12 protein-coding genes are annotated in these 12,714 nt (G+C 62.7%); 3 read left to right on the top strand and 9 right to left on the bottom strand.

What is annotated here, in order from left to right:
• Nucleotides 1–19 precede the first annotated feature (19 nt).
• The 3 genes from CWE16_RS08615 to CWE16_RS08605 form a co-directional block, all read right to left on the bottom strand.
• Nucleotides 20–1,060: a long-chain acyl-[acyl-carrier-protein] reductase gene (locus tag CWE16_RS08615; protein WP_131594665.1), complete on the bottom strand. Its 1,041-nt coding sequence runs from the start codon at nucleotides 1,058–1,060 to the stop codon at nucleotides 20–22.
• Between the two features lie 202 nt (nucleotides 1,061–1,262).
• Nucleotides 1,263–1,994, bottom strand: a complete 732-nt coding sequence (locus CWE16_RS08610) for an aldehyde oxygenase (deformylating) (protein WP_131594663.1) — start codon at nucleotides 1,992–1,994, stop codon at nucleotides 1,263–1,265.
• A 74-nt stretch (nucleotides 1,995–2,068) separates the two neighbouring features.
• Nucleotides 2,069–2,890 (bottom strand): creatininase family protein, encoded by an 822-nt coding sequence (locus tag CWE16_RS08605; RefSeq protein ID WP_131594661.1) that lies wholly within the window; start codon nucleotides 2,888–2,890, stop codon nucleotides 2,069–2,071.
• Nucleotides 2,891–2,959: 69 nt separating this feature from the next.
• Between CWE16_RS08605 and CWE16_RS08600 the strand changes: the two genes are divergently transcribed.
• Genes CWE16_RS08600 through pgeF form a run of 3 tightly spaced genes read left to right on the top strand, consistent with a single transcriptional unit; the run spans nucleotide 2,960 to nucleotide 5,957 of the window.
• Complete coding sequence (locus CWE16_RS08600) at nucleotides 2,960–4,258, top strand: S1 RNA-binding domain-containing protein (protein ID WP_131594659.1); 1,299 nt, start codon at nucleotides 2,960–2,962, stop codon at nucleotides 4,256–4,258.
• Nucleotides 4,255–5,169 (top strand): Tab2/Atab2 family RNA-binding protein, encoded by a 915-nt coding sequence (locus CWE16_RS08595; RefSeq protein ID WP_131594657.1) that lies wholly within the window; start codon nucleotides 4,255–4,257, stop codon nucleotides 5,167–5,169. The genes CWE16_RS08600 and CWE16_RS08595 overlap by 4 nt, the downstream gene beginning before the upstream one ends.
• On the top strand, nucleotides 5,166–5,957 hold the full coding sequence (pgeF, locus tag CWE16_RS08590) for a peptidoglycan editing factor PgeF (protein WP_131594655.1): 792 nt from the start codon (nucleotides 5,166–5,168) through the stop codon (nucleotides 5,955–5,957). Before CWE16_RS08595 ends, pgeF begins: the two co-directional genes overlap by 4 nt.
• Here the strand turns inward: pgeF and CWE16_RS08585 are convergent.
• From CWE16_RS08585 to hemH, 6 genes are read right to left on the bottom strand one after another with little or no spacing between them, the layout of a single operon-like run.
• Nucleotides 5,942–7,615: an NAD(P)/FAD-dependent oxidoreductase gene (locus CWE16_RS08585; protein ID WP_131594653.1), complete on the bottom strand. Its 1,674-nt coding sequence runs from the start codon at nucleotides 7,613–7,615 to the stop codon at nucleotides 5,942–5,944. The two genes, pgeF and CWE16_RS08585, sit on opposite strands and share 16 nt — an antisense overlap.
• Before the next feature lie 28 nt (nucleotides 7,616–7,643).
• A complete protein-coding gene (locus tag CWE16_RS08580; protein ID WP_236629654.1) occupies nucleotides 7,644–8,903 on the bottom strand; it encodes a histidine kinase in 1,260 nt (419 codons plus the stop codon).
• A gap of 32 nt (nucleotides 8,904–8,935) precedes the next feature.
• The gene (locus CWE16_RS08575) at nucleotides 8,936–9,172 is read right to left on the bottom strand and encodes a GIVxVP protein (RefSeq protein ID WP_131594651.1); all 237 of its coding nucleotides are present in this window, start codon (nucleotides 9,170–9,172) and stop codon (nucleotides 8,936–8,938) included.
• A 1-nt stretch (nucleotide 9,173) separates the two neighbouring features.
• Nucleotides 9,174–9,563 (bottom strand): nuclease, encoded by a 390-nt coding sequence (locus CWE16_RS08570; RefSeq protein WP_131454461.1) that lies wholly within the window; start codon nucleotides 9,561–9,563, stop codon nucleotides 9,174–9,176.
• Nucleotides 9,563–11,416, bottom strand: a complete 1,854-nt coding sequence (gene ilvB, locus CWE16_RS08565; protein WP_131594649.1) for a biosynthetic-type acetolactate synthase large subunit — start codon at nucleotides 11,414–11,416, stop codon at nucleotides 9,563–9,565. The genes CWE16_RS08570 and ilvB overlap by 1 nt, the downstream gene beginning before the upstream one ends.
• 55 nt (nucleotides 11,417–11,471) lie before the next feature.
• Complete coding sequence (hemH, locus tag CWE16_RS08560; RefSeq protein WP_131594647.1) at nucleotides 11,472–12,647, bottom strand: ferrochelatase; 1,176 nt, start codon at nucleotides 12,645–12,647, stop codon at nucleotides 11,472–11,474.
• Between the last annotated feature and the right edge of the window lie 67 nt (nucleotides 12,648–12,714).

Here is a 12,714-nt window from a genome sequence, read left to right as displayed (position 1 = left end):
ACAGAGATGGGGGAAGAGTTCAGGCGGCTGCGGCCTGAACAGAGGTGGGCAGGTTGAGCGTGGAGAAACCGTGGCGCTGGGATGCTGCACCAATGAAGTCCATCTTCTCGAGCGTGATGTTGTTGCGACCCCAGCTGAAATTCGTATGACAACCCTCAAATTCCAGAAGCATTGCTTCAGCGAAACAAGCAAACATCTGTCGTTGCGGCTTTTCCATCTCAGCGATCTCCATCATGGTCCAGCCGATGTCGGTGCTGAACTCGACAATGCCACCTTTGAGCACATGAACGCCTGAGCCGGCGACACGAGCGTCGAGATTCTTTGGATAACCGCCATCAATCATCAGGCAGGGTTGATGCAATGTGCTGGCGTCGATTTCAAGTGTGCGCGGCATGCTTGCGACCCAAACCACCACATCCGCCTCTGGAAGAGCCTCCTCAAGGGTGAGAATGCGTCCACCACCAAGCTCTTGCTGCAAATCAAGCAGGGGCTGCTGCTGACGGGCCACCAACAGCAATTCAGCCACTCGAGTGCGCTGCGAAAGCCAACGGCAAACAGCGCTGCCGATGTCTCCAGTGGCTCCCACCACAGCCACCCTGGCCTTGGAGAGGTCAATCCCTAGCAGGGGCGCGTTCACTTCGACCTGACGGCTGATCACCCATGCGGTGTGGGTGTTTCCCGTGGTGAAGCGTTCCCACTCCAGGGTCGTGCTGCGCACGTGCTGATGCTGAAGCAGATTGAAGTTCTCGAAAATGATCGAGGTGAAGCCGCCGAGGGCTGTGATGCTGATGCCCTTCTTCTGAGCAAGCTCCATCGCATTGAGAACCTTGCGACGAGCGGTCTTGAATCGACTCAGCATCTCCGGCACGAAGCAGGAGTCGATATAGGCACCGGTAATGGTGGTGCCGGTGGGGCTGGTGACGTCAAAGGTCTCGACCAGCTGAGGGGGTGCGCTGCACCACACGTCCAAATCCCCTTCGGCAATGTGATCGAATCCAAGCTCCGAGGCTTTACGCCGGGCAGCCTCAAAGCTTGTGGAGTGTCCGATCAGACCAAACATGTCCCGCCGACGTTCAACAGATTTAGAGCCAGGGGCACAAGGGAAGGCGGCCTGGCCCGCCATGCTCCCACGAAAGCATGTATCCGAAGCTACGTGAGTGTGCACGAAGCAGAACCGGAGCGTCGTATCCCAGGCCTGGGAAACCGAGGCCCGGGATCCGGAAGATTGCCCTCAGATCAAGTGATTGCCCTTAACAGTTTGCTCAGATGGCGAGAGCAGCAGCGGCCATACGGGCGATATCGCGGGAACTAAAGCCGATCTCGCTGAGCGCTTCCTGGTAAGCGATCAGGAAATCCTCGATCAGGTCTTCTTTCTCCATCTGCAGAGCAGAGGCGTCGGCAGCGACTTGCTCGAGCATGGAGCGGATCAAGGGGAGGTTGACCTTGTTGGCCTCCATCAGCTCGTCTCGGCTGGCTTCGAAGTTGGCCTTGAGCCACTCCTGGCCGTAATTGAGATGGGTGTATTCATCCTTCACCACACCCTCAGTGATCTTGCGAGCGAAGGGATCAGCCACCGGGATGTAGATGTGATAGGCCGAAATCGCGAACGCCTCGATCAGGAGTGCCTGGATCAGCAGGCAAGTGACCACCTTGCCCTCCTTGAGCGCCGCCTGAAAGTTGCCGTGCAGGGGAGCAAAGAACTCACGGGCGAAGGGCATATCGGCGTCAACTCCGAGATTGCGTCCGCAGGACATGAAGCCCTTCATGTGCTTCATCTCCATGCGTGCAAGACGGGCCAGCTCCTCCTGCTGCTCGGGGATGAGCGTGCCAAGGGCGATGTAGTTGTCGTGCGCTTCCTGCTCGCCCTCGATGACGATCGCGTTGATGCGGCTGTAGGCGTCTTTGTAGGCCGCGCTGGTGAAGTCGGGCAGCTGGGATGCGGACCCTGACTGGACTTCAAGGACGGCGACCTCAGACGTCTCGAGGGTCGGCATGGGTCTCTCGTGATGAGCAATGGGACCGACTGTAACCAGCACATCCGCTGTTGGACTGCTTCCGCGTTCTGAGATCACAACCTGATGACCTGCGCTCTCGGAGGCCAGTCACTGGCAAGCAAGGCCTGGAAGCGATCCAGCCAATGGCGAACCAGGGCTTCCTCGAGTGCCTTCCCCAGCGCCTCTGATGCCTGACGGCTGTCCCCGATCACGCCGGTTGCACTGAGCTCCCTGGTGAACCAGGCACAGGGGGCATGCCCCTCCAGGCTCCAACCTGGAGGGGGTGTGGCCGGCAGGGACGGATCGTGATGGAGGCCATCAACGGGCCGCTCGGAGCCGACCAGATGGGGAGCTAGCGCCAGCATCAGGCTGGTCTCCGCCAAACCGGCATGGAGCCCCTCCCGAGCCTCCTGCTCGGGAAGCAAGGCCTCCAGACCCGCCACGCCACTCCAAAGGAAACAGGGCAGCACCGCCAGGGAAGGCCGAAGGGCCCGCAGGCTGCGAGCCGCCGCCTGAAGCAAACCGATTTGCCCACCATGGGCGTTGAACAACACCAACCTCTGCGCTCCGGCATCGGCCAGCTGAGATCCCACCTCCTTGAGCAGACGGATCAGGAGATCGGCCGAAAGGCTGAGCGTGCCTGGGAAGCCCGCGTGCTCAGGAGAAAACCCGATGGCCTGCACAGGCAATGCCCAGATCGGCAGCTCAGAAGGCAGTTGCTCCAGGACCACCTGAAGGATTCGTTCAGCGAACAGCGCATCGGTGGTCAAAGGCAGTTGAGGACCGTGTTGTTCACAGGCGCCGAAGGGCCAAACCACCGTGGAACCTTCTCGATTCAGGGCGGCCTTCACCTGAGGCCAGGTCAACGCATCCAGACGATTCAGTGGGGAAAGCATCACGACTGAAGACGGCGCTCAATCTCCACCCTGCCTGTCAGACTGTCCGATCGACACCCCCCAGGGCCCATGGCCGGATCCGGCAGTCCGCAGCCCAAGCAGCCGAAACCTGCAGTGCCATCGGCGGAAGCACCACGCAAACCCCAGCTGGTGATGCACATCAGCAAAAAGGAGGAGCAAGAGCGGCTGCTCAAGGAAGCCGAGGAAGCCAGGGCTGCGGCTGCGGCAGCCGAAGAGCGTGCCAGAGCCCTCGAGCAAGCTGCCGCAGCCGCCGGCAGCCCAATGGCCCCCAAGGCCCCCAGCCGGCCAGCTCCGCCGCAGCGATCCGTCGCTGCGGATTCAGAGGACGACAGCCGCTTCGACAGCTCCGAACTTGAGGGGCTGACCATGGCAGACCTTCTGGGCCCCGCAGACCAGAGCCGAGGCGGTGGTGCCGGCCAGCAGCAGCCGGCTGCTCGTGCCGCCAGCCGCAGCGTGGATGATTTCGATTTCGATGAGGACGCCTTCCTCGCGGCACTCGATGAGAACGAACCGGTCGGTACCACCGGAGAAGTGGTCACCGGGATCGTGATCGGGATGGAAAGCGACGGTGTCTACGTGGACATCGGAGGTAAAGCGCCCGGATTTATGCCCAAGAGTGAATGCGGGCTCGGGGTGATCACCAACCTGAAGGAGCGCTTCCCCAAAGGACTGGAAGTGGAGGTGCTGGTCACCCGCGAACAGAATGCGGATGGCATGGTCACGATCAGCTGCCGTGCGCTGGCCCTGCGCAAGAGCTGGGACAAGGTGAAGCAGCTTGAAAAGGAAGGGAAAGTTGTTCAGGTGAAGGTCAGCGGTTTCAACCGCGGCGGCGTGACCTGCGACCTGGAGGGTCTGCGCGGCTTTATTCCCCGCTCCCAGCTGCAGGACGGTGAAAACCACGAGGCCTTAGTGGGCAAGACCCTTGGCGTCGCCTTCCTGGAGGTCAATTCCGAAACCAGGAAACTGGTGCTTTCTGAAAAGCGGGCAGCCACCGCCGCCCGCTTTGCGGAACTCGAGGTCGGTCAGCTGGTGGAAGGCACGGTGGTTGCGGTCAAGCCCTACGGCTTCTTCGTGGATCTCGGCGGTATCAGTGGCCTGTTGCACCAGTCGATGGTGACCGGAGGCAGCATGCGCTCCCTGCGCGAGGTGTTCGATCAGGGCGACACGGTCAAGGCCCTGATTACTGAACTCGACCCAGGACGGGGGCGGATCGCCTTGAACACCGCCATGCTGGAGGGACAGCCCGGTGAGCTGCTCATCGAAAAAGACAAAGTGATGGCAGAAGCCGCCGACAGGGCCAACAGGGCTCGTAACGTCCTCAGGCAGCAGGAACAATACGCCGGATGATCACGGCCGACCCACCGTCGAGCGACGCGACTGCGAGCTCTCAGTCAGCCCGTCAGGCCGATTGGGAGCTTGATTTCTATTCCAGGCCGATCCTCGAACCCGACGGGAAGAAACGCTGGGAACTCCTGATCACCGGAACACCGGATCTTTCAGGAGCTGAGCCCTTTCGATTCGAACGGCGCTGCCCCGCTGGAGACGTCAACTCCACCTGGCTGGCCGCCGCTCTGCGGGATGCGCTTGAACAGGCCAGCAGGGAGGGCTGGGCACCACCGCGGCGCCTGCGTTCATGGCGCAGTGCCATGCGCACGATGGTGCTGCGAGCCGCTGCCGAACTGGAACTGGATGTGATCTCCAGCCGCCGCACCTATGCACTGATCGACTGGCTGGCCCAGCGCGATCAAGAGGTGTATCCGCTCGAGGAGGGCTATATGAGCGGTCCCCTCGCTCCCCCTCCAGCGCCCGTCAGCACCCCGGCCGTCCCTCTCCCTGAGGCGGTTCGAGGTGACGCACTCAGCTTGGCCAGCCTGCCTCTGGGCAGCCTGAGGGAGGCCGCCGACTGGCCTTTGGGATTCAGCGACCTGCTGCCGATTTCCGACAGCCTTGATCCAGAGCTTTCGGTGCCAGGACTGCGGCTGTTCAGCCGTTCCCGTGCCCTCGCCCTGGCCGGATGGCTCGGTGGGCTTGAACCAGTGCGCCTTCGAGTCGACGGTCAACAACTGGTGTTGGATGCCGGTCAAGACGACACCTGGCTGGTGACCGACCTCAGTGCCGATGCGGCAACTGAGACGATCGAGCTGCTGGCTTCAGCCCGTGAACAGGTCAAGGGTCTGCAATTCATTGCCGTGCAGGCCACGCCTGACACCCCTCGGTTTGAGGGCTTCTGGATGCTCCGGGACCAGCCGGAGCCATGAGCGCAGGCCAGGAGCGCGATCCGCTCGCCCAGCCCGATACCCGCTTCAACACCCTGAACGGATGGACCTGGGTTGGCTGCTACGGGGGCTACTACCTGAGCGCAGACCTGCTGCAGGACCAGGGCTTTGAGCATGGATTCTTCACCAGGCGCTGGCAGGGCCGAGACCCGGATGTGTTGGCGGCCTATCTCTCGGCCGGCGTCAGCGTGCACCGTCCCCAGCAGGTGCATGGCTCACGGGTGCTGGAGGCATCGGCGGCCAGCGGTCCTCCCTGGCCGGAGGCCGATGGACTGGTCAGCGACAGGGGAGGGCAAAGCCTCTGGGTTTGTGGTGCTGACTGCACCCCAGTACTGCTCGCAGATCCAGACACCGGCCATGCGGCGGCCTGCCATGCCGGCTGGCGTGGTGTGGCGAGCGGAATCCTGGGCGAAGCAGTGGCCCTCCTCGAGCAACGCGGCGCCAGTCAAAGCGCCCTGGTGGTGGCCCTTGGTCCTGCCGTGAGTGGAGCTTGTTATCAGGTGGAGGATTCCGTAGCGGATCAGGTCATCGCCTCCGTTGATCCCAACCTTCAGGAGGGCATCGCCAGCGATGATCCAGAACCGGGTCGCTGTCGGCTCGACATCCGTCAGGCGGCCCGCGCCCAACTCATCGGCCATGGACTGCGACCTGAGCGAATCAGCGTCTGCCCTCTCTGCACGGTTAGCGAGCCGGATCTCTTCCATTCCTGGCGACGGGATCAGGTGAAGGCTGTGCAGTGGAGCGGCATCGTTGCTCAGGCGCCGCTCTGAACCTCAAGCAAACGAAGAGCCACTGCTTCTGCTGCACGGATTCCATCGATCGCCGCTGAAAGGATCCCACCGGCATAACCGGCGCCCTCTCCCGCCGGCATCAGCCCCTGGGTGTTGATCGACTCTCCCCGCTGATCCCTGGTCAAGCGCACCGGTGAGGAGGTGCGGGTCTCAACTCCAGTGAGGATGGCGTCTGGATGGTCGTAGCCCTCAAGGCGTGTCGCGAAACGAGGCAACGCCTCCTGCAAGGCCTCAATCATGGCCGCAGGCAGAGCATCACGAAGATCGGCAGGGCGAACTCCTGGTTGATACGAGGGTTGAATCAGGCCTAGGGCTGTGGATGGGCTGCCGGAGAGAAAGTCCTCCAAACGCTGCACAGGAGCGCTGTAGTCCTCTCCACCCAGGGTGAAAGCCCGTTCTTCGAGTGCGCGCTGAAAGGCCATGCCTGCCAGTGGATCTCCTGAATAGCGTTCAAACGGCTCTAGATCCTCAGCCTGAACAGGAACCACTAAACCGCTGTTGGCATTACGTTCATTCCGAGAGTGCTGACTCATCCCGTTGGTCACCACTCGGCCTGGTTCGCTGGTGGCACCCACCACAAGGCCTCCGGGGCACATGCAGAAGCTGTAAACACAGCGTCCATTGCTGGCGTGATGCACGAGCTTGTACTCCGCGGCACCAAGGCGCGCATGCCCCGCCTGCTGCCCCCAGCGGGCGCGATCGATCAGTGGCTGCGGATGTTCGATGCGCAAACCAACCGCGAAGGGTTTGGCCTCCATCGCCACACCCACCCGCTCCAGCATCGCGAAGGTATCGCGGGCGGAATGCCCAGGTGCCAGAACAAGATGCCGGCAAGCCAAAGCCGAGCCATCAGCTAATCGAACCCCCACCAGGCGTTGGGTCTGCCCCTCCGCCTCGGCCTGGAGCGGTTCGACAAGCAACTCCTCGACCAGGGCTCCGAAGCGCACCTCCCCGCCCAGGGCCTCGATTCTGGATCGGAGCCCGCGCACAACCGTGGCGAGCTTGAAGGTGCCGATATGAGGGCGATGCACGGTGAGGATGTCTGGGTTGGCACCGCTGGCCACTAGCTCCTCCAGCACTTTGCGGCCGTAATGCTCAGGATCACTGACCTGGCTGTAGAGCTTTCCATCGGAGAAGGTGCCAGCGCCCCCCTCGCCGAACTGCACGTTCGACTCGGGGTTCAGAGGCAGGGCACCGCGCCAGAAACCGAAGGTGTCAGCGGTGCGCTGCCGCACGGGCTGACCACGTTCGAGAAGCAGGGGCCTGAAGCCCATCTGTGCCAGCAGCAAGGCTGCGAAATAGCCGCAGGGACCAGCCCCCACCACCACCGGACGCTGCTCCTGTGCGCTGGGGAACCCCTCTGGCGCCAGGCCAACGGCGCGGTAACCCGTCTCAGGTGCAGGACGTAGACGGGCTTCGCCGCGATGGCGCCGGAGCAGCGCACGCTCATCCTGCACCTCAACATCGACGCTGTAGATGATCTGAATCCGCTCGCGACGACGGGCATCGATGCTGCGCTTGACAAGCCGATGGCTAAGGAGCTGATCGGCCGGCAGCCGCAGCCGCCGCAGGATCGCAACCTCGAGATCCTCAACCCCATGGTCGAGGGGTAACCGCACTTCGCTCAAGCGCAACACGCGCGTCGCCCGCCGAACCTTTTCAAACCTACTGAGCCGCAATCAGGCGGGTGCTGGCACGGCCTGAGGGGGCCTGACCGGCACGCAGATCAAAGCGGCTGGCCACTCCCTCCAGTCGCACCCTTTGTCCATCACGACGACGCACCATCGCTTCACACAGAGGGCGGACCTCGGCATCCGGATCGATCCAGCCGAGGGGATCACGGGTTCCCTCGCTGGAGACGGGCGATGGTGCCAGCGTGGAAAGGGCAAGAACACGCGCTGTCTCATAACCAGCCGCGGCCAACTGATCAGGTTCCCGACCAAAGCGCTGCTGAAAGCGATTGGCGAAGGCAGCCCAGGCAGGCCCCACCGCCGGGCGCTTCAGAGCCAGCTGGGGCCAGTCCTGAGATGGCAGCCTGGCCGCCTGATCCGCAGGCAAAAGCCAGATCCAGGCGGGATGTGCCGGGACGAACTCACCCTGCCGCTGGGCTTGGCGCAGGGCCTGAGCAAGCGCGCCATCCGGAGGAGCCGCCAGCACCATGGCATCAGGAGCCAGCCAGGCCAAATCCTGCGCCAACTGCGACAGCTGTTCAGGACGGGATGGATCCACGTCCTGCACCAGGGTCTCGTTGTACGAGAGCACCTGCCCCCCATCGCCCTGGAACAGCTCCACAAAGGCGGCGGCAGCCTCGCCCTGCAGGGTGGTGGGGTCACGCACCACCACAAGCCGCTTCCAGCCTCGTTTCAAGGCATCGATGGCAAGGGCGCGGTAATCCTCCTCCCGCGAAGGCACGAGCGGCCAGAGCCGAGCGCCGGCATCCAGGCCCTTCAATCCCTGAAGGGAGGCACCTCTCTGCAGGGGCAGCAAGACGCGAGCATCACTGATCTCCGCCAGCTTGCTGAAGGCACGCAGATCAGCCGCATAGGGAGCAACCACTAGCGGTGGCACCGTCCCAGTCGGGAACAAGGCGAGCGGATCTCCATCCCAGGCAAACGGTCGCCAGTCGGGGATGAGGGGCTTCAGACCGCAGGAGCGCACGGCATCCTGTCCGAGTTGAAAGCCATCGAGGAAGGACACCCTCGCCCGATCGGGCCCAGTGGGCAGAAGCAAGGCCACAGAGGCCCTCGGCATCTGCGCCGCTGCCATGGCCTGACAACCGAGCAGAGTCGCCAAAACGATGGCCCCCTGCCTCGAGCGGCGACCCTGACGCCACCAGAACGTCCCAAGAACCCGCTCGTTCCGATCAGGGCCGAGGGGCCCTGAAACAGCAGAATCTTGAACGGGAGCCTCCGGCGAGGCGGCCATGGCAGGGAGGGGTGCGCTCTGAAGACTTCAAGCTAGGGAGAGTCTTCAACCCCGTCCGGCTTTGTCACAGGATCCGGCAGACCCGCGTCGGCCACCGCTGGCAGACGCAAGGACGCCAGACCTGCCAGCATCAGAAGAACACCGATCACCGCTGCCAGAGGTCGGTTCTCCCCAGCCGCTTCGGTCCACACCGCCGTACTCAAGAACGCGGCCCCAAGCAGCACACAGGGCACCATCACCACGCCTGCAGCCACACGATTGCGCTCCATCTCAGAGGCTGGCGACAGTGGGAGGTTCAGAGGGGCAAGTGAAATGCCCGACACCGGCCTGATCCATCGCCATCGATAGATCCTGTTCTGCACCAAGCGGAGTCACACGGGCGAGCAGGGTTCCGTCTTCAGTACCCACGGGACGAAGATTGACACGACGGCGCCTCGGCAGGGCCTGACGCAGCCAATCGATGGCCTCCGCCTCCTGAGCTGCATCCACCTCCAGGCAAGCGAGACGAACGGTGTAATTGCGGTTGCGGTCACCGATTTGCAGCAGCGAGGGGCTGCGCACCTGCAGGACTTCTGCGGCAGCGGCAGCCAACGGCAGAGTCAGGAGCAACACCACCACGCAGACCAGATGGAGGAGTCGGGCTTTCCAATCCCTCCCCATCAGAGCGAAGCCCCACAGGATGGACAGAAGCGATGTTCATGGGCCGTTGTGGCACCACAGCTGCCACAGCTGCGGGTTGTATCCATGGCCAGCTCGGGATGGGCCGGCAAGCCGACCATCTGAGCATTGCTCTTGCCAGGGGGAACCATCGGATAGCAGTTCTCGCCACGGCGCACATGCACGTCGATCAGCATCGGGCCAGGAGCACGCAGGGCCTCGCCGAGGTCTGCATGCAAGCGGGTGCGTTCCGTGATCTTGACGCCACCCACTCCGAAGGCGGAGGCCAGCGCGATGAAGTCAGGCATGCCATTGAGCATGTCGGAGGCCGAGTAGCGCTCCTCGTAAAAACTCTCCTGCCACTGGCGCACCATTCCCTGCCAATGGTTGTTCACGATCACCACCTTCACTGGCAAGCCATAGGCCGCAAGCGTTCCCAACTCCTGAATGTTCATCAGGATGCTGGCGTCGCCAGCGATGCAAATCACCTGACGCTCGGGACAGGCCATCTGAGCGCCGATCGCAGCAGGCATGCCAAAACCCATAGTGCCAAGACCAGCACTACTGATCCAGCCGCGGGGCCCATTGCGCAGATACTGGGCCGCCCACATCTGATGCTGGCCCACGTCCGTGGTGACGATGGCGTCGTTGGCAAGATCACGCACAGCCAACAGCACTTCCTGGGGATAGATCGGACCTTCCGGCTGGGGAACCGTGAGCGGATAACGCTGCTTCCAAGCCTCGATGCGCTCGAGCCAAGCAGCGGTTCGCGGCTCCTCATGACGCTGAAGACTCAGATCCACCAGTCGCGAGAGGCTGAGGCCAAGGTCACCGAGCACGGCCACATCGGCGGGGCGATTCTTGCCCACCTCAGCAGGATCAATCTCGAAATGCACAACTCGCGCCCGGGGCGCGAAGGTGTCGAGTTTGCCCGTGACACGGTCATCAAACCGGGCGCCTACGGCAATCAACAGATCGCATTCCGTCACCGCGAAATTGGCATAGGCCGTGCCGTGCATGCCCAGCATGCCCACCGAGAGGGGATGGTTCTCGTCAAAGGCCCCTTTGCCCATCAACGTGGTGGTGACCGGCAGCTGAAAACGTTCGGCAAGCATCCGCAGACTGGCGTGAGCTCCAGCTGAGATCGCACCACCTCCGACGTAGAGAAGGGGACGACGGGCCTCCTCGATCAGGGCCAGTGCCGCTGCCACCGCTGCCTCTTCAGGAGGCGCTGGCTGACGGAAACCGGCAGGAATCACACTGCCGGGCGCAACGGGCACGTAATCAAACTCCTCCTGGCCGACGTCCTTAGGGATGTCGATCAACACGGGACCGGGCCTGCCGCTGGCAGCAATCAGAAACGCTTGAGCAACGATCGAACCGAGATCGGCGGGATCACGCACCACCCAGGAGTGCTTCACGATCGGAAGGGTGATCCCGAAAATATCTGTTTCCTGGAAGGCGTCTGTGCCGATCGCCGCGCGGGGCACCTGACCGGTGATCACCACCATCGGCACCGAGTCCATCTGGGCGGTAGCAATGCCGGTCACCAGGTTGGTAGCGCCAGGCCCAGAGGTTCCGAAACACACCCCGACCTTGCCAGTGGCACGGGCATAGGCATCGGCGGCATGGGTACCCGCCTGCTCATGACGCACCAGGATGTGCTTCACCCAGCCTTGGCTTTCCGCCACATGCAAGGCGTCGTAGATCGGCAGGATCGCCCCGCCGGGGTAACCGAAAATCGTGTCAACGCCATGGCGATGCAGGGCATCCATCAGGGCCTCTGCCCCGGTGACCCGGCGACTGCCGGCTGCATCGGACGCACTGGAGACCGAGGGAGCGGAGGTCAGGGTCACTGCGTCATCACACGGGTCTAGCCCTCAAGATTAAGGGCCCGGGCGAAAGGCTGCTTCAGAGCAGGCCGAGGGCATGCAAAGGCCCCTGACCGGTGATCAACTCCAGCAAGAAAGCCGAGAAACCGATCATTGCGAGACGGCCGTTCCAGACCTCTGAACTGTTGTTCCAACCCCACTCCCACTTCTCCTGCGGGTAGAGCTTGACCTTGGTGGGCAGCTCTGCCGCCTGGTCGAGGTTGATCTCGGGCCCTTCAAGGCTGGTGGAGACCAGATCGGCCAATCCTTCGATGAAAGGTGCGTAGGTATCGAGCGCAGGCACACGGCGGAAATTCACCACCCCGGCCTCCGTCGCCAGCTCCCTGTATTCGATATCGATCTCCTCGAGGGTTTCGATGTGTTCACTGACGAAACTGATGGGCACCACCACCAGATCCCTGGTACCGGCATGGCCGAGCTCTTCAAGGGCCTCCTCGGTGTAGGGCTTGAGCCACTCAACGGGGCCAACCCGGCTCTGGTAAGCGAGGGTATGGGAATTGGACCATCCGAGGATCGCGCCAAGCTCGGCCATGATCAATTCCGTGCAGGCCTCGATCTCCCGTTGATAGGGATCGCCCGCTTCCTCCACATAGCTCTTCGGCACACCATGGGCGCTGAAGAACACATGGGCGGCCTCAGGACAATCAGAGGCGCGCACCTGACCAGCGATCAATTCCGCCATCGCACGCACGTAGCCGGGATGGTCGTACCAACTGCGAATGCAACGGATCGGCAAGGTCTGAAAGGCTGGATCCTGCTGACGCAGCCGTTGCAACTCCCTGAAGCTGGAGCCGCTGGTGCTGATCGAAAAATGGGGGTAGAGGGGGAGCACCACCACTTGCTCAATGCCATCGGCCTTGAGGTCGGCCACAGCGGATTCCGTAAACGGATGCCAGTAGCGCATGGCTACGTAGGTGGTGGCTTCGATCCCCCGCTGACGCAGCACGCTCTGGAGTTCACGGGCCTGCTGCTCGGTGATCCGTCTCAGGGGAGAGCCGCCACCAATCGAGCGATAGGCCTCCTGAGACTTGCCGCTGCGAAGGGTGCTGATCAACCAGGCCAGAGGCTTCTGCAATGCCGGGATCGGCAACCGGATGATCTCCGGATCGGCGAACAGGTTGTAAAGGAAGGGACCGACATCCTGAATGCGTTCGGGTCCCCCGAGGTTGAGAAGAAGGACACCGACCCGGGCCATGGAGGATGTGCGGGGCAAGAAGGGGCTTGAGCGTAACCCCCATCAACGCCAACGTGGCATCAAAGCC

The sequence above is a fragment of the Synechococcus sp. BS55D genome, from assembly GCF_004332415.1.
GTDB lineage: Bacteria > Cyanobacteriota > Cyanobacteriia > PCC-6307 > Cyanobiaceae > Synechococcus_C.
This window is presented reverse-complemented; position numbering and strand designations above follow the sequence as displayed.